This is a genomic window from Emticicia oligotrophica DSM 17448 (assembly GCF_000263195.1).
In the GTDB taxonomy this organism is placed as follows: Bacteria; Bacteroidota; Bacteroidia; order Cytophagales; family Spirosomataceae; genus Emticicia; species Emticicia oligotrophica.
Window position 1 is genome coordinate 2,995,566 of the sequence record NC_018748.1, and the last position, 17,470, is coordinate 3,013,035.

A 17,470-nucleotide genomic window follows, 5' to 3' on the forward strand; every position below is an offset into this window, starting at 1 on the left:
AAGATTCAATGAATTTAATTTTTCCCCTTCTTCCAAGTGAATTTCCTTTCCGAACCAATTATTACTCAAGCATCGGTATTACTTACTGATAGCCGTTTGGTATCTCAACCTGAACACAGTGTTTTTTTTGCCATTAAGGGTGAACATCATGATGGACATGCTTTTGTAGCAGAGCTTTATAACAAAGGTGTAAGAGAATTTGTGGTTGAGAAAAAAGCCATGTCAGAGGCCTTTGTGGCCGAACTATCTACTTTGACTGATGCTAAAATATACTTAGTAGAAAATGCTATTCGTGCCTTGCAAAACTTGGTAGCAAAACACCGCCAAAAATTTGATATTCCTGTAATTGGTGTAACGGGTAGCAATGGAAAAACAATTGTAAAAGAATGGCTAAGTGTATTATTGGCCAAAGATTATAATTTAGTTAAAAGTCCGCGTAGTTATAATTCTCAGATAGGTGTTCCACTATCGGTTTGGGAATTAAACGAAAATCACAATTTAGGTATTTTTGAGGCTGGCATTTCAAAATCTGGCGAAATGGAGTTTCTCGAACCGGTTATTCGTCCAACCATTGGCATTTTTACAAATATTGGTTCGGCACACGATGAAGGTTTTCGAAGTAGAAAGCAAAAAGCTACCGAAAAACTTCGCTTATTTCAGAGATGCCAGGTATTGATTTATTGTAAGGACTATGAAGATATTGATGATGAAATCAGAATTTTATTAAAAGCGGTAAATCCCAAAATTAAATTAATTGATTGGTCAAGAAAGGCAGGAAGTAAAACTTTTGTGAATGTAACGAAATTTGCAACATACTGTACTTTACAAATTCTTTGGAATGGTCAAATCCATGATTTTAAGATTCCATTAGCTGATGATGCTTCGATTGAAAATGCTACTCATTGTATTTTCTTGATGCTTCATTTGGAGATTCCAAATGGTGATATTCAATCAAGATTAGATTGGTTAAAACCTGTAGCTATGCGTTTGGAATTAAAGCAAGGTATCAATGATTGTTATTTAATTGATGATTCTTATAATAATGATTATGCAGGTCTTGCAGTGGCATTGAATTTTATGATTCAACAACACACAAAACGAGATAAGGTGCTGATAATCAGTGATGTTCTGCAGTCAGGTTTAGAAGAAAACGAATTGTATGAGAGTATTGCAGAATTAGTAAGAGGAAAAAAAATAGATAAAGTAATAGGAATAGGGGAGGTAATTTACAGAAATCAAAAGGCATTTTACACGCCGAACCTTGAAGATAAAAAAACGGTATTCTATCAATCTACCCAAGAATTTCTTGAAAAATATCCAATCAACCAGCTTCAAAGTTCATTGATATTGGTCAAAGGAGCAAGAAAGTTTGAATTTGAAAAAATTATCAATCGCCTTACACTTAAGGTACACGGTACTGTCTTTGAGGTAAACCTTGATGCCCTCACTAATAATCTCAATTTTTACCGAAATAAAATAGGGCTGGGTACTAAAATTATGGTAATGGTAAAAGCATTTGCCTATGGCAGTGGAAGTGCTGAGGTAGCAAGCTTACTCGAATACCACAAAGTTGATTATTTAGGCGTAGCTTATACCGATGAAGGCGTGGTTTTGCGTCAAAATGGCATTAAATTGCCAATTATGGTATTAAATCCTCAACCTGAATCATTTGCCAAGTTGGTTGAATATAACTTAGAACCCGAGATTTATAGCTTCAAGCTTTTTGAGCAATTCTTGAATTTTACCAATCGTTTTACTAATAAAATTTTTAAAATTCATCTCAAAATCGACACGGGAATGCACCGTTTGGGTTTTGTGGAGCAAGATATTATTTCGGTTATTGACTTACTCAATCAAAATCCTACTATTCAAGTGGCCTCGATATTTAGCCATTTAGTAGGAGCAGACGAAAGCGAGCATAATGCTTTCTCGAAACTGCAGATTGAGAAATTCGAGCAAATGTCGCAACAAATTTTAGCTGCAATACCGAGACAAAAACCGCTTAGACATATCTGTAATTCAGCTGGAATTATCCGTTTCCCAGAAGCCAAATTTGATATGGTTCGCCTTGGTATTGGCCTCTATGGAGTGGAAGTTACGGGAGTAGAACAAAATGCATTACAGACCGTTGGGACGCTCAAGACCGTAATTTCTCAGATTAAACACTTGCAAGCAGGCACAACGGTTGGATATAGCCGAAAAGGGGTATTAGAAAGAGAGTCGAAAATTGCAACGATTGCTATTGGTTATGCCGATGGTTTCGACCGTGGTTTTAGTAAAGGCGTTGGCAAAGTATTGGTTAATGGCGTAGCGTGCCCTGTCGTTGGAAATGTCTGTATGGATATGACCATGATTGATGTAACCGATGTAGAGTGTGAGGAAGGTGATGAAGTAATAATTTTTGGGAAAGACCTTTCAATTACAGAATTAGCCCAAACGATTGATACAATTCCGTATGAAATTCTTACGGGCGTAAGTGAACGAGTAAAAAGGGTTTTCTTTAAAGAATAATTCAAGGCTTCTAATTTAATTATTGGAACTCATAAGATACTTTAGTAGTATTTGGGGTTGGCTATTCTGAAACATCAGAATGGCCAAATATGTTTGTTTTAGAAGAATTAGAAAAAAGCTATTTTTGTAATTCTTTAAATGTAATATGATGAAACCTTCGGCCGATACAAAATCTCGAATTCTTGAAAAATCAATCGAATTATTCAATCGTTTTGGTTTTGTGAGTATTCGTTTGCAGCACATTGCTGATGAAGTAGGCATCAGTGTCGGTAATTTAGCCTATCATTTTAAAAATAAAGATGCAATTTTTGAGGCTATCTATGAAGAAATCGAAGAAAACCAGAAGATTTTACTTGCAGATTTGAAGATTGTTCCTCTCTTTATCAATATTGATAAACATATTCGAGATACTTACGCAATTCAGCAAAAATTTAGCTTCTTCTATTCTGATACCTTTGAAATCCTACGAAACTTTCCACTAATCAAGAAAAAATACCGAGAATACACTCGTTGGTATATTCAGCAAATCGAAAACATGATTTCCTTCAATGTAGCACGTGGTACTTTTACGGTTGAATCGCACGAAAAACTACACCTCCAATTGGCTGAGCAATATTGGATGACCATGGAATTTTGGTTGTATCAGCGTAGAATCAGAACTTTCGAAGAAATCAATATTGAAGATTATGTATTAGCACTTTGGGCTTTATTGCTACCTCATTTCACCCACATAGGAAATCTTGAGTACAAACAAATGCACTACAATGAAAATTTTAATTGGTTATGATTTATATTAGAAAATAATTTCTAATTTTGATTAAAAATCAATTAAATACGCCTTTAATGACTTCATCGACCTGTAAAATAGATGAGCGTATGTATAATAGTTTGTTAGAACTATTGAATGATACCTATTTTATTGATACAAAGGGTAATATACAAGATTTTCAGTTTTACCACGATGACCATTGGCTTTCTGATAGTGCAGTAATTGATAATTTGATTTATAAGCGTGGAGAATGGAATATTGAGTTACTCTTCGCCCTACACACAAATCCGTTGAAGTTTATCAAACGCCAAATCATGTCTTACTCATGCCCCAAAAAAGCAACGCTTTCGGCGAGTTTGATGCGAAGAATGGCTGCCAAAGACCAAAGGGGGACTTTGGAGGTAAAAGTTGAGAATTTTAATATTTGTACGAATTAGTAGATAGTTGATTCAAATTTTAGTTATAATCTATTATTTGTAGAAAGGTAAGAAGAGATGTATAAAACAAAAGAAAGAATAGTTAATGCTTCAATAAAGCTATTTAATGACCACGGAATAGCGAGTGTGCGTTTGCAGCAAATTGCTGACGAAATAGGAATCAGTGTGGGAAATTTAGCGTATCATTTCAAAAATAAAGAAGCAATTATTCATTCTGTATACGAAAAGCTCTTCGAAGATTTTCAACAAATTTTAGGCTCTTATCTTAAAACGCCCTCTCTTTTAGATTTTGATTCACAAATAAGTCATTACTTTGATTTCTTCAAAAATTATCAGTTTTATATTAGTGATTTATTCGCTTCCGAACATCCTTTACCCGAAGTACGAGAACAATGGCAAGAGTTTATGAATAAAATGATTTTTCAGATTCGTAAACGTCTTGATTTTCATGCTCGAAGGGGTGACCTCAGTCCGCAACCTGAAAATACCTACGATATTTTGGCCGAAGCTATTTGGATGACACTCGTATTTTGGATACCCCAACAACAAATGCGAAATAAGCCAATTTCTGAAGCCCGATTTAAAGGAGCAGTTTGGAATAATATCCGTCCTTATCTCACTGAGAAAGGAACCTCCGAATTTGCCAGTCAAATACTCCCAATTTTTATTTGAAGTATGATGTAAATCATATTTTCTATTCCTAATTAGTCTCACCTTTGATAAAAGGTAATCATAGACGATTTTCTCCAATGTTTTTGTTTGAAGGGCTGTGGAAATCAAGATTGTTTACTGCTCAATTTCTTCGTTTAATTTAGAATAATTATAATTAGAAAATAATTTCTAAAAAATATTAGAAAAATTTTTCTAATTAAATTTATTATTTTACATTTGAACATTAAATAATACAATTTCAACTCTTTTTTAAACCTGTCCTATGGCAAATGTTCTATGGTTACAAGGTGGGGCATGTAGTGGAAACACCATGTCGTTCCTCAATGCCGAAGAGCCAACAGTCGTTGATTTAGTGACTGACTTTGGTATAAACATTCTTTGGCACCCTTCTGTTGGCTTGGAAATTGGGCACCAAGTCACACATCTTCTCGAAGATATAATCAATGGTAAAGTTCAGTGCGATATTTTTGTCTATGAAGGCAGTATTATCGAAGGACCAAATGGTACAGGTACAATGAACTACTTCTGCGACCGCCCAATGAAAGATTGGGTAAAAGAACTCGCTGCTGTGGCAGGTTATGTAGTCGCAATCGGTGATTGTGCTACTTGGGGAGGTATCCCTGCGGTTGCCCCAAACCCGAGTGAATCTACGGGTATGCAATTTTTAAAGAAAGAAAAAGGCGGTTTTTTGGGTGCTAACTATAAATCTAAAGGTGGTTTACCTGTAATTAATATACCAGGTTGTCCTGCTCACCCTGACTGGGTAACACAGATTTTAGTGGCTATTTCAACAGGCCGTATTGGTGATATAAAGATTGATGAATTCCATCGTCCGAGTACATTTTTTACTGATTTTGTACAAACCGGCTGTACGAATGTGGTAAACTTTGCCAACAAAGTAGATGGAGGATTCGGTAAAAGAGGTAATGGTTGTTTGTTTTATGAGGTGGGCTGCCGTGGACCGATGACCAGAGCGAGTTGTAACCGTATTTTGTGGAATCGCACATCGAGTAAAACACGTGCGAATCACCCTTGTTTGGGTTGTACTGAACCTGGTTTTCCACACCATGATTTACAAAAAGGCAGTGTATTCAAAACCCTTAAATATCTTGGGTATTTTCCGCAAGATGTACCAGCTGGAAATTCTAAGCTTGGTTATTATTTAAGAGCTGGTTTTGAAAAGACAATGCACGCTACTGAAGTAGCTTTCGGTGTAACAAAGTCGCATAGCGAAAGCTCAATCTAATTAGAAAACTAGGTTTGCTAATTACCCAATCATCATTTCAAAAATCAACCGTTAAAATGGCTATCTCGAAAGAATTAAATATATCACCTGTAGGTCGTGTAGAAGGCGACCTCGACGTAAAAGTGTATATGGAAGACGGCGTGGTGACCCGTGCTCATACACAAGCTGCCATGTTTCGTGGTTTCGAACAAATCATGGCAGGTAAAGACCCTCAATCAGGCTTAATCGTAACCCCACGTATTTGTGGAATTTGTGGGGGCTCGCACCTCTATTGTGCCTCATCGGCCTTAGATACTGTGTGGGAAACCACACTTACGCCTAATGCACTTTTACTCCGTGCTTTAGGGCAAGCTACCGAAACAATTCAGAGTATTCCTCGTTGGTTCTATGCAATTTTTGCAACCGACATGGCTAATAAAAAATTTGCTAATAAACCACTTTATTCAGAAGTAGTGAAGCGTTGGGCCGCTTATGTGGGTACTTCTTTTCAGAAAGGCATTACTGCCAGTGCATTGCCAGTGCAAGTATATGCTTTATTCGGTGGACAATGGCCTCATTCAAGCTATATGGTTCCGGGTGGCGTCATGTGTGCACCAACCTTGAAGGATATTACTCGTGCCCATGCTATTATGAATCAATTCCGTAAAGATTGGCTCGAAAGTATTTTCTTGGGTTGTTCGATAGAGCGTTATCGTCAAATCAAAACTTGGGATGATTTATTGGCTTGGGTAGAAGAAAATGAAAGTCAGAAAAACTCAGATTTAGGTTTATTTATAAGAGCAGGTTTGGAGTTTGGCTTACATAAATTTGGTCAAGGTGTAGGTAAATTTATTGCTTATGGCACTTATATTCATAAAGACCTATGGAATAAACCTAAAATTGAAACTCGTCAAAATGCTGTAATAAGTTCAGGTGGATTTTTCGATGGAAAAGAATTTCACGACTTTAATCACCTGGATGTAATGGAACACGTAAGCCATGCTTGGTATAAAGATGTGGATGCTGCTCACCCTTGGAATGAACCTTTGCCAACACCAATGCCATCTCAAAATTTGGCCAATTCAGATTTCAATGGCAAGTATAGTTGGGCCAAAGCACCTCGTTATGCTGGTCATGCTGCCGAAGCAGGTCCACTTTCACGTGTGTTGATGAATGCAAATCCTAAAAATGCAAATCATCAGATTCAAGACCCATTATTCTTAGACATCATTCAAAAATTAGGTCCAAATGTATTCACTCGTACATTAGCACGCTTGCATGAAGCAGCACGCTTGTATGATTACATTGATGAGTGGTTACGCCAAATTGACCTTAACGGTGAATTTTACATTAAACCAACTGAAAAAGATGGTAAAGGATTTGGTGCTACTGAAGCGGCACGTGGAGCTTTGGCTCACTGGATTGAGATTGAAAATGGAGTTATCAAAAACTATCAAGTAATGGCTCCTACAACTTGGAATGTTGGCCCGAACGATGATAGAGGTAACCCTGGTCCAATCGAAGCAGCTTTGGAAGGAACTGAAATTGAAGATCCACATGACCCTGTAGAAGTTGGCATGGTGGCTCGTTCGTTTGACTCATGTTTGGTTTGTACTGTACACGCACATGATGCCAAAAATGGTAAAGAAATGGCACGTTTCAAACTATAAACTGAATAAACCTAAAGTACTACGCCCGTAAATTTAACTTTATTTACGGGCTTTTTTACAAAAGACTAGATTTTAAAAGTGTCCTAAAATAAGCATATCCAATGGTTTTAATTGACGAAAAAAAAACTATTAGTATAGAAGAAAAGGCTTCAATAGTAGGCAAAACTGCCATAATGGGTTTTGGAAATCCCTGCCGAAGTGATGATGGTATTGCCATTTATGTTATCGACGAATTGAAGCAACTGGTGAGTGAGGATAATGATTCTTTTACTCTTTTCGACATGGGTACTTCGGCTTTTGAGGTGCTGTTTCAATTGCAAGGCCATCATCGTATTATCATTGTTGATGCTGTAATCAATACAGGCGAACCAGCTGGAACAATTTATAAATTACCTGCGAGTGAAATCAACGCACAAATTCAAGATGACCCAATGGTATTCTTGCATAGCCTTAAATGGGATCAAGCACTTTCTTATGCAAAGAAAATTCTACGAGAAGCCTACCCTGAAGATATTGAAGTTTATTTGATTGCAGTAAATAATACAAAGCTTGATATTCAGTTGAGTGAAGAGGTGAAACGGGCTGGTGATAAAGTTATAGAGCTTTTAAAAGATGATATTTTAGGAATAAGTAGAAAAAAATGATTCAACTGAAAAAAGGCCATATATGGTTTGCGAAAGAACAGGTTGATTTACTTTTTGGAGATGAAGAAAAAGTAAATTTAGTGTATTATCCCGATCGACAAACCTTATTGATTGCAGCTCGTTCAAAGTTGTTTTTTGAAAAAATGCACAAAACTACTTGGGCTGTACTAAAACTTCGAAACTTGAATGGCGACAAGACGATATCTATTCAAGACCTAATCTTAGACAATGACCTTGATGAGACTGACAGAACCTTAACCTATGATTTAAAAAATACTGGAATTTTAAGCATCGAATTATAGATGTATATCGCAGATAGCATAAATTTCGAATACTCTGAAAACCAAAAAGGAGCAAGAAAAGACTTTGATATTTTCGAAGAAAACCTTTGGCTACATGATACAGAGATTCGCTATATAATAGATTTGAAAAATGGGAGATGGCACCTGACGATGCTTTTTATTTCGATTTATAACCCACTCAAATTACGCTGTCATTATCTCGATCACTACGATTCTCAGAAAAAAGCAGAACTATACGCACAAATATTTCAAAGAGGCATTAGAAAAGATGCCAGAGGAACCCTAAAACTTAACGAAAATGCTTACAATATTTGCTACAACTAACCTGTTTACTCATCTTCAAGAAGTAATCAATGCTGAGTATCGACTAAATGAAGTGGTAGTGCTTGATTTATTGGAAAACCTAAATAAAGTCACAACCAATTACCTAATAGTTGAGCAATCGGAGATAAAAATCCCGATTCATTGGGAAAATGATGTACCGCCTTTTCTGTTATCAAATCCAATCGTTTTCGATGAACAAAATCTGTTAGCAGTTATTTATTTTAAGCTTAATAATTTCGAGAAAGCCTATCATTTCGCCGAAAACAATGCAATTTTATTAAGTGATATTGATATTTGTAATTGTTTGCAACACGGCATTTCTATTGGACTTAACACCAATATCACTCCAATTGAATCCTATTCAAAATTTGATATATATCGCCATTGGCACAATCTGGCAGTGAAGGCTCATTATGGTGAAATTCTTAGTTTTGTAAGTGCTTATCAGATGAAGGATTTTTACCAAAAAGCCCTAGAGTTGGCTCCAAACGATGAGTATCGAGCATTTACAGCTAAACAATATGCCTCGTTTTTATTAGATACTGAGGAACTCGAAAATGCAGAAATTTTGCTTGAAGATTGTATCAGTAAAGCCATTTCTGATGATGCTAAATTCGAGTTAATGAATGTTCAGTATGGTGTTTGGCTTAAACAATTAGGTATTCCTTATGATGAAAATTTGTTGCAAAAAACAAAAAATACCCTTTGGGAAGTGCTCAAATATTACGAAAAGCAGCAAAACCATTTACAAGTAGCAATCATATTGATAGATGCGGCATACGTAGCTAATATTTCGGAAAGTTTTGCCGAAGCCTTGGGCTATATCAACCGTGCTATTGATATACTCCGAAACGAAGATATTCCCGAATTGTTGGCTAATGCCCAATACCGAAAAGGGGTATTGTTTTACACATGGGCTCAGGTCGGAAATATTCAATTTTATAAACCTGCCATGGAAGCTTATCAAGAAGCTCTCAAAATATTTACGTATGATAATGCACCCGATATTTTTGCTGAAATTCAGCACCATTTGGGGGTAATTTACTCCGAAATCCCTGATGAAGTGAAGAAAAAAAGTCTTTGGGCTGCTGTTTCGGTTAGTTCATTTCATCAAGCTCTCAATCATTTTACTAGAGAGACTCACCCTTTTGAGTATGCCATGATTTGCAATAGTTTTGCTAATGCACTTACAAAATATCCTCCTTCTGTTAAAGGTGATAATTTTGCAAAAGCATTAAACTATTACCGAAAATCACTCGAAATTCGTTCGGCAGAAGAATACCCTTACGAAAGAGCCTTAACGATTTTAAATTTCTTGGAAGCATGTTGGTTTGTCAATCACGAAGACGAACTTCAAGAGCAATTGCTATTCGATGAAATGACTGCCAAAGCTTATGAAATCTCTACTTTAACCAACGATACAAAATTGTTGTCAGAAGCTCAGCGTCATTTAGAAAAAATCCAAGAGCTAAGCAAACTATTAGCTTAAGATTTTGGTGTGTTTTCCTTGAAAATTAAGGCTTAAGTCAAGATTTAGAAAACATTTTCTAAAATGAAAAATCTACTATTTTTTCTCTGATTTTAAAGATATTTTTGGAGAAAGAATAGCAAAAGGCATGCACGAAATCTCATTAGTTCGAAACATTTTTAAGACCCTCGAAGAAGAATTCCCGAATGATATTCCAAAGATTCGTGGTATTTTTCTAAAGGCAGGCTTGCTTTCAAATGTTCAGCCAATTCTGATGCAAAATGCGTTTCAAGCAGTGCTCGAAGATCAGCCAAAGTACCAAAATACCAGTTTGCATGTAGAAGTGCTACCGATTTTGATTTATTGTGATTCATGCAATAAAACATGCGAAGTAGAACAGTATCGTTTTGTGTGTACTTGTGGTAAGCCGAGCCGAAATGTAGTGCAAGGCGAAGAACTCCTGATCAGTAGAGTAGAATTTGCTGAATAATTTATCATTCAATCTTTAAAATTTCCTGCTCGGAAACTATGAAACCAAAGTCAAATCAAGCTTCTGTTGGCTCAGTTCAATGCGATAATACTACGCTTAATTTACTCAAAGTCAATGATTTTGTGGCAAAAGCCATTCGTGAACGGTTGCCAAATATATTGGTTATTAATATTTGCTCCTCACCAGGAAGTGGAAAAACCACCCTCATGCAAGAAACGGGGAAACGTCTTCGTGACAAATTAAATTTAGCTGTTTTGGTAGGTGACCCAGAGACAGAACGTGATGCCATAAGGATGCGTGATGTGGGTATCAATGCCTTACAGATTGTTACTGGTGGGATGTGCCACATTGAAGCACAAATGATTTACCAAGCCCTCGACCATATTGACCTCACAGGTGTTGATTTATTATTCATCGAAAACGTAGGGAATTTGGTTTGTCCTGCTGCTTTTGACCTTGGAGAAGATTATCGAGTAACACTTCTAGCCGCAACCGAAGGTGACGATAAACCCAAAAAATACCCACGAATGTTTCTCACAAGTGAGCTAATGGTTGTTTCAAAGGCCGATTTATTACCTTATGTGCCATTTTCGGTGGAAGCTGTAACGAAAGATGCAAGAGATGTGAATCCTGATATTGAGGTAATTACGATTTCGAGTCTAAAAGGTGATGGAATGGATGAATGGTGTGAGTGGCTCATGAAAAAGGTAGAAGAAAAGAAAGGTGTCTTAGCATGAAATAATGGTATTTGAAATTCGCATAAAAGGGCAGGTACAAGGGGTTGGTTTTAGACCATTTATTTATCGTTTAGCAATCGAAAATAAAGTAAATGGTTGGGTAAATAATACCAATGAGGGCGTTTTAGTGGAAGTATCATTGCCTGTTAATCAGATTGAAAGTTTCTGTGAAAAGATTAAACAAGAAGCTCCAAAATTAGCGAAAATAACAAATATTTCTTTTGAAGAAATCGAGCGAAAACCAGTATTTGAAAAAGGTTTTCATATCATCAAAAGTGAAAGAAATACCAAAACTAATGTTTTACTAAGTCCTGATTTTGCTATTTGTCCAACTTGTAGAAAGGAAATTCATACCCAAAACGACCGTCGATTTCTATATGCTTTTACAACTTGTACTTATTGCGGACCAAGGTATTCAATCACTCAGAAACTCCCATACGACCGCGAATTGACAAGCATGGAAGCTTTTTGTATGTGTGCAGATTGTCAGAAAGAGTACGATAATGTTGAGAATCGAAGATACTTTTCGCAGACAAATTCTTGCAAGAAATGTGGCGTTCAACTTTCATTTTTTGATAAGCACAGAGCATTGCTTACGAACGAATCTGATGAAGTATTAAAACTAAGTGTTGAAGCACTGAAGGAAGGTAAAATACTGGCAATTAAAGGTATTGGTGGCTATTTATTAATGTGTGATGCGAATAATGAACAAACAATTGCTATCCTTCGCCAAAGAAAACACCGACCCACCAAGCCATTTGCGGTGATGTATCCAAGCCTAAAATTGCTTGAAGAAGAAATTAGCTTAAAAGAGCAGGAGAAAGAGGCATTAGCCAATGAAACGGCCTCAATTGTGCTTTTAAATGCTCCAGATTCAACATTGGCAACTACTGGTTTATTGGGTGTTATGCTGCCATATACACCTTTGTTTGAACTCATTGCTCAAACGTTTGCCAAACCCATAATTGCCACCAGTGGAAATCTGAGTCATTCACCAATTGTTTATCAAGATGATAATGCTTTGGCAGAATTGTTGGAAATAGCCGATTGTATTATTCAAAATAATCGAGCAATCGTAGTGCCTCAAGATGATAGCGTACTGAGGTTTAGCCCAATTTATAATCAAAAAATTGTTCTGAGGCGTTCGAGGGGTTTAGCTCCAACATTTATACAGGCATCATTAGCTTTAAAAAATAATGTGTTGGCGATGGGAGCAATGTTGAAAAGTACATTTGCCATTACCCATGAAAATAATGTTTACATAAGCCAATATTTGGGTGATTTAACTGATTTTGATACACAAGAAAATTATAGACATACTCTCAAGCATTTATCGGAAGTAATCAGTTTTGAGCCATCTACCATCTTGATTGATAAACACAAAATGTATCCATCAAGTGAAATGGGAAAAGCAATGGCTCAAAAACAAAAACTCAATTTAGTTGAAATTCAACATCATCAAGCTCATTTTGCCGCTGTTTTGGCTGAAAATGATTTGTTTGGAAGCAAAGAACCTATTTTAGGAATTATCTGGGATGGAACAGGCTGGGGCGAAGATGGACAAATTTGGGGTGGAGAGTTCTTTGAATATCAAGATGATTTAGGTCTAGAGCGAGTTGCTCATTTTGATTATTTCTCGAATTTGATGGGAGATAAAATGGCACGGGAACCACGTTTATCGGCCTTGGCAATTACGCATGAAGTGGAAGATGTCCAAGAATTTATCCGAAGAAAGTTTAGTGAAACAGAATGGAATCTTTACCAGAAGTTTCTTTCTCAAAATTCAAATATCAATACTTCATCTGTTGGTCGAATATTAGATGGTTTGGCTTCTTTGTTAGGTATCCTCGATAAATCTACTTATGAAGGTGAAGCTGCCATGTATTTAGAGGCTAAAGCAAGGGAATTTTTTGATAAAAACTCAGCTGAAATAACTAGCTATAATTTGGTGTGTAATGCTGAAAATAAGATTAATTTAAACCCAATGATTAAGCAAATTTTTGAAGATATTCAGAAAAATGTAAGTATAGAAAAAATAGCAGCTAAAATTCATTTTTCGTTGATAAAGCTTATTCAAGGAATAGCTAATCGTCTAAAAATCAAACGATTGGCGTTTTCGGGAGGAGTTTGGCAAAATGCAGTTTTGGTAGATTTAGCCTTTCAGCACCTTGATGATTTTGAACTCTTTTTTCATAAGCAGTTATCTCCCAATGATGAGTGCATTTCATTTGGACAACTAGCTTTTTATAGTTTTTTGAAAACACCTTAAAAAGTTTCAAAAAGTACAAGGTTAAACGCATTTAATTTGTCCCAATATGGATACTTATTTTATAGTGTCTAATGGAACGTCTTTTAAACAAATTAAGAGGTATTTAATGCGTTTAACCCAAAAAAACACCCAAACTGAATTTATACGGTTTAGGTAAATCTAAATTATTTCCTTGTTCTTATAACCATTGAATTTATTCAATGAATCAAAAATATTAGGCTTTTAAATTTCTAAATTTAAACATAGAACTCACATGTGTTTGGCAATTCCGGGTAAAATAAAATCAATCGAATATCAATACGATGGTTTGGTCAGAATGGCAAAAGTAGTTTTCGGAGGTATTACCAAAGAGGCTTCACTCGAAATGGTTCCTGATGCCCAAGTAGGCGATTACGTGCTTGTACATGTAGGTGTGGCCATAAGTAAAGTGGATGAAGAAGAAGCACAAAAAACCTTTAAATATTTAGAGGAAATAGGTGAGATTGATGAGCTTGTAGAACATGCACAAATTGATAAAAACTCTATTGATGAAGGTATTAGTAAGTTTTTATAATGCATTTTAAATCATTTTGAACTTATTCCCAATTGGGCTTATGAAATTTTTATCCGAATTCCGAGACCCCGAGGTAGTAGAGCAATACATTGCCGAATTACACAAGATTACCACTCGCCCATGGACAATCATGGAAATTTGTGGTGGCCAAACACATAGTTTGGTGAAAAATGGTATTTTGAATATTCTACCAAAGCAAATCACGATGGTTCATGGACCAGGATGTCCAGTTTGTGTGACTCCCTTAACATTGATTGATAAAGCCTTGTACTTAGCAGAAGAGAAAAATGTAATTCTGTGTTCGTATGGCGATATGATTCGTGTACCTGGTTCAAAGAAAAGTTTGCTTGAAGCAAAGGCTAGCGGAGCAGATATTCGTATTATGTATTCTCCATTAGAAGCCGTTAAGATTGCTCAAGAAAATCCTTCAAGAGAAGTCGTATTCTTTGCAGTCGGTTTTGAAACTACAGCACCTGCCAATGCACTTTCTGTACTTCATGCACAACGATTAGGATTAAAAAACTATTCAATTTTAGCTTCACATGTATTAGTGCCACCAGCAATGGAAGCAGTAATAAACGATGAAGAAGCAAAAATTGAAGCTTTTTTAGCAGCAGGTCATGTTTGTACGATTATGGGTATGAATGAATACGAGCCGATTGTAGAAAAATATAAAATTCCGATGGTTGTAACGGGTTTTGAACCAGTAGATTTACTTCAAGGAATCTTAATGACTGTCAGACAACTTGAAAACGGCGAAGCAAAACTTGAAAATCAATACAGTAGAGTGGTAAAAGCTGAAGGGAATCTAGAAGCTCAGAAAGTAATAGCAAAAGTATTTAAAACTGATGACAGAGAGTGGCGAGGAATCGGAACTATTCCGAAAAGTGGTTGGGAAGTAAGCGATGAAATGGCTGAATTTGATGCCAATAAGAAGTTTTCGGTGAATATTCAGAAAGTACCCGAATGTGCAGATTGTATTGCTGGACAAATTTTGAAAGGTATTAAAAAGCCTTTTGAGTGTAGCCAATTTGGTAAAGCTTGTACGCCGCTCAATCCATTAGGAGCTCCGATGGTTTCTTCAGAAGGTGCTTGTGCAGCATATTATCATTATTCTGAAGCTACTGAAGAAGTGTTAGCTTAAAAGATTTTAAAATTTCAGTTCAAAATTCAATGCATACTTCAATACTTAGCCTTTCTTGCCCCATGCCGCAACTCGATTTTGAGGTAATTACCTTAGGTCATGGAAGTGGAGGCGTATTAACTAATAAATTACTCGAATCAGGGGTTTTTGATTTACTGAAAAATCCGATTTTAGATGACCATCACGATGGGGCAATTTTTCAATTAGAAGGTAAATTGGCTTTTTCGACCGATAGTTATGTTATTTCCCCTGTTTTCTTTCCAGGTGGGAATATTGGTGAATTGGCTATCAATGGTACTGTGAATGATTTGGCCATGTGTGGAGCTATCCCCAAATATCTCTCGCTAAGTTTTATCCTTGAAGAAGGGCTTACCATGCAGGAGTTTTGGGAGATATTACTGTCTATCAAATTTGCAGCCGAAAAAGCGGGTGTATACATTGTAACAGGCGATACTAAAGTTGTAGAAAGAGGAAAGGGCGATAAAATCTTTATCAATACTGCGGGTGTTGGACAAATTCATCCTAAAGCTGAAATTTCATCCCGAAAAGTACAAGCGGGCGATAAAATCATTGTCAGTGGAAACATTGCTACACACGGAATCGCCATCATGTCGGTACGTGAAGGGTTAGAATTCGAAACTAGCATCGAAAGTGATACAGCCAATCTTAATCATACTGTTAAAGAGCTTTTAGATACATTTGGTTCGGATATTCATTTATTCCGTGACCCAACACGGGGCGGTGTTGCCACGGTTCTGAATGAAATAGCACGAGATACTAAGTTGGGTATAAATATTATACAGAAAAATATTCCAGTCATAGAAGAAGTTTATGGAGCTTGCGAATTGCTTGGCCTTGACCCACTATATGTAGCGAATGAAGGTGTTTTTATGGCCGTAGTATCAGCCGATGTGGCAAATGATTTTCTAGCAAAGCTAAAAACTTTAGAGAATGGATTGGATGCGGCTATTATCGGAGAAGTGGTTGAAGAACACCCTAAACAAGTAGTATTGCAGAGTAAAATTGGTGGAAAACGAGTTATAAATATGCTTGTTGGTGAACAATTACCTCGAATTTGCTAAGCCAGTTTTTACTTTAATAATACTTTCAAATGAATATTAGTCTTTCCAAAATACCGCCCTCACTTGGTAGTGGTCTATCGGCAACAGCAATTGATAAACCAGCATTGGTGGGTTCTTATCAGATATTCAAAGGAAATGAGCATAACCCTTTATTAGCACCAAGAGGCGTTTGGAAATACCAAAATTATTTGATGGTTTCTGATACTGGGCAGAATCGAGTATTCATTTGGAATCAAATTCCTTCAGATACTTATGCAAATCCAGATATTGTGTTGGGGCAAATTGAGCAATCCGACACTGGTAGAAATGCAGGAAGTACCGTCAGTGCCAGTACGCTTCAATATCCTTCAGGCATTTGGACAGATGGCACTAAACTCATCATTGCCGATGCTTGGAATCATCGGGTTTTAATATGGCATTCTTTTCCAACGAAAAATGGTCAAGCCGCTGATGTGGTCATTGGACAACCTAATTTCGAGCAAAACGAACCCAATATCAGAGGTATTGGTTCAACTCCCTCTGCACAAAGCCTAAATTGGCCCTATGGTGTTTTCTCTGATGGCACGCATCTATGGATTTGTGATACGGGAAATCGAAGAATTTTATTTTATAATTCTATTCCAACCGAAAATTTTGCCGCAGCCAGTAAAGTAATTGGTAAACCAAGTTTTACGGAGCGTGACTATGAAAATTATGAACCCATTTGGCCGTATTCCTTACGAGTTAGTACTAATGGTGTTTTGGCAATAACCGATACGCAATTTTATCGAACACTTATTTGGCATCATTGGAAAGATGCTTTTACAAAAACGGCTGATGTAATTATTGGTCAGCCCGACTTTGATTCTAATGGAATGAATCAGTTTAGTCTCGCTCCTAAACAAGATTCCATGAGTTGGACTTATGATTCGTTTTTTTATAAAAATGGCATTTTTGTAGCCGATACTGGCAATAGTAGGCTTTTGTGGTTTGAAAATATTCCGAGTAGCAACGCTCCTGAGGCCGATAATTTATTAGGGCATTATGATTTCAATACTGGAAGTGAAAATACTCAAACACGTTTTGGAACCGATACACAACTCTATTGGCCTTTTTCGATTTGCGTTGATGGAGAAAAATTAGTTTTGGCCGATACAGGAAATCATCGACTCATTATTTATGATATCTTATAAT

Annotated in this window: 17 protein-coding genes; all 17 read left to right on the forward strand. The window is 36.5% G+C overall.

The window, feature by feature from the left end; all coding sequences use genetic code 11:
• The first annotated feature begins 36 nt into the window (after window positions 1-36).
• The 17 genes from EMTOL_RS12415 to EMTOL_RS12495 all read left to right on the forward strand — a co-directional run bounded on the left by EMTOL_RS12415 (window position 37) and on the right by EMTOL_RS12495 (window position 17,469).
• Window positions 37-2,511 carry a bifunctional UDP-N-acetylmuramoyl-tripeptide:D-alanyl-D-alanine ligase/alanine racemase gene (locus tag EMTOL_RS12415; RefSeq protein ID WP_015029641.1) on the forward strand — a complete coding sequence of 825 codons (2,475 nt, stop codon included), beginning with the start codon at window positions 37-39 and terminating at the stop codon, window positions 2,509-2,511.
• A gap of 145 nt (window positions 2,512-2,656) precedes the next feature.
• The gene (locus EMTOL_RS12420; protein WP_041693551.1) at window positions 2,657-3,298 is read left to right on the forward strand and encodes a TetR/AcrR family transcriptional regulator; all 642 of its coding nucleotides are present in this window, start codon (window positions 2,657-2,659) and stop codon (window positions 3,296-3,298) included.
• A gap of 56 nt (window positions 3,299-3,354) precedes the next feature.
• Window positions 3,355-3,717: a hypothetical protein gene (locus EMTOL_RS12425; protein ID WP_015029643.1), complete on the forward strand. Its 363-nt coding sequence runs from the start codon at window positions 3,355-3,357 to the stop codon at window positions 3,715-3,717.
• 57 nt (window positions 3,718-3,774) lie between these two features.
• A complete protein-coding gene (locus EMTOL_RS12430) occupies window positions 3,775-4,389 on the forward strand; it encodes a TetR/AcrR family transcriptional regulator (protein ID WP_015029644.1) in 615 nt (204 codons plus the stop codon).
• 262 nt (window positions 4,390-4,651) lie between these two features.
• On the forward strand, window positions 4,652-5,635 hold the full coding sequence (locus tag EMTOL_RS12435) for an NADH-quinone oxidoreductase subunit B family protein (RefSeq protein WP_015029645.1): 984 nt from the start codon (window positions 4,652-4,654) through the stop codon (window positions 5,633-5,635).
• Window positions 5,636-5,691: 56 nt separating this feature from the next.
• Entirely contained in the window at window positions 5,692-7,284 is a 1,593-nt protein-coding gene (locus EMTOL_RS12440) for a nickel-dependent hydrogenase large subunit (protein ID WP_015029646.1), read from the forward strand.
• A gap of 101 nt (window positions 7,285-7,385) precedes the next feature.
• On the forward strand, window positions 7,386-7,928 hold the full coding sequence (locus EMTOL_RS12445; protein ID WP_015029647.1) for a hydrogenase maturation protease: 543 nt from the start codon (window positions 7,386-7,388) through the stop codon (window positions 7,926-7,928).
• Entirely contained in the window at window positions 7,925-8,230 is a 306-nt protein-coding gene (locus EMTOL_RS12450; protein WP_015029648.1) for a hypothetical protein, read from the forward strand. The genes EMTOL_RS12445 and EMTOL_RS12450 overlap by 4 nt, the downstream gene beginning before the upstream one ends.
• On the forward strand, window positions 8,231-8,554 hold the full coding sequence (locus EMTOL_RS12455; RefSeq protein WP_015029649.1) for a hypothetical protein: 324 nt from the start codon (window positions 8,231-8,233) through the stop codon (window positions 8,552-8,554).
• Complete coding sequence (locus EMTOL_RS12460) at window positions 8,529-10,043, forward strand: hypothetical protein (protein WP_015029650.1); 1,515 nt, start codon at window positions 8,529-8,531, stop codon at window positions 10,041-10,043. Before EMTOL_RS12455 ends, EMTOL_RS12460 begins: the two co-directional genes overlap by 26 nt.
• Before the next feature lie 127 nt (window positions 10,044-10,170).
• Entirely contained in the window at window positions 10,171-10,512 is a 342-nt protein-coding gene (locus EMTOL_RS12465) for a hydrogenase maturation nickel metallochaperone HypA/HybF (RefSeq protein WP_015029651.1), read from the forward strand.
• A gap of 38 nt (window positions 10,513-10,550) precedes the next feature.
• Window positions 10,551-11,249: a hydrogenase nickel incorporation protein HypB gene (hypB, locus tag EMTOL_RS12470; RefSeq protein ID WP_015029652.1), complete on the forward strand. Its 699-nt coding sequence runs from the start codon at window positions 10,551-10,553 to the stop codon at window positions 11,247-11,249.
• A gap of 4 nt (window positions 11,250-11,253) precedes the next feature.
• On the forward strand, window positions 11,254-13,518 hold the full coding sequence (gene hypF / locus EMTOL_RS12475; RefSeq protein WP_015029653.1) for a carbamoyltransferase HypF: 2,265 nt from the start codon (window positions 11,254-11,256) through the stop codon (window positions 13,516-13,518).
• A 253-nt stretch (window positions 13,519-13,771) separates the two neighbouring features.
• Entirely contained in the window at window positions 13,772-14,071 is a 300-nt protein-coding gene (locus tag EMTOL_RS12480; protein ID WP_015029654.1) for a HypC/HybG/HupF family hydrogenase formation chaperone, read from the forward strand.
• A 40-nt stretch (window positions 14,072-14,111) separates the two neighbouring features.
• A complete protein-coding gene (gene hypD, locus EMTOL_RS12485; protein ID WP_015029655.1) occupies window positions 14,112-15,215 on the forward strand; it encodes a hydrogenase formation protein HypD in 1,104 nt (367 codons plus the stop codon).
• Between the two features lie 29 nt (window positions 15,216-15,244).
• Entirely contained in the window at window positions 15,245-16,297 is a 1,053-nt protein-coding gene (hypE, locus tag EMTOL_RS12490; RefSeq protein ID WP_305953231.1) for a hydrogenase expression/formation protein HypE, read from the forward strand.
• Window positions 16,298-16,326: 29 nt separating this feature from the next.
• Window positions 16,327-17,469, forward strand: coding sequence for an NHL repeat-containing protein (locus EMTOL_RS12495; RefSeq protein WP_015029657.1), 1,143 nt, complete (start codon window positions 16,327-16,329; stop codon window positions 17,467-17,469).
• Window position 17,470: the final 1 nt, after the last annotated feature.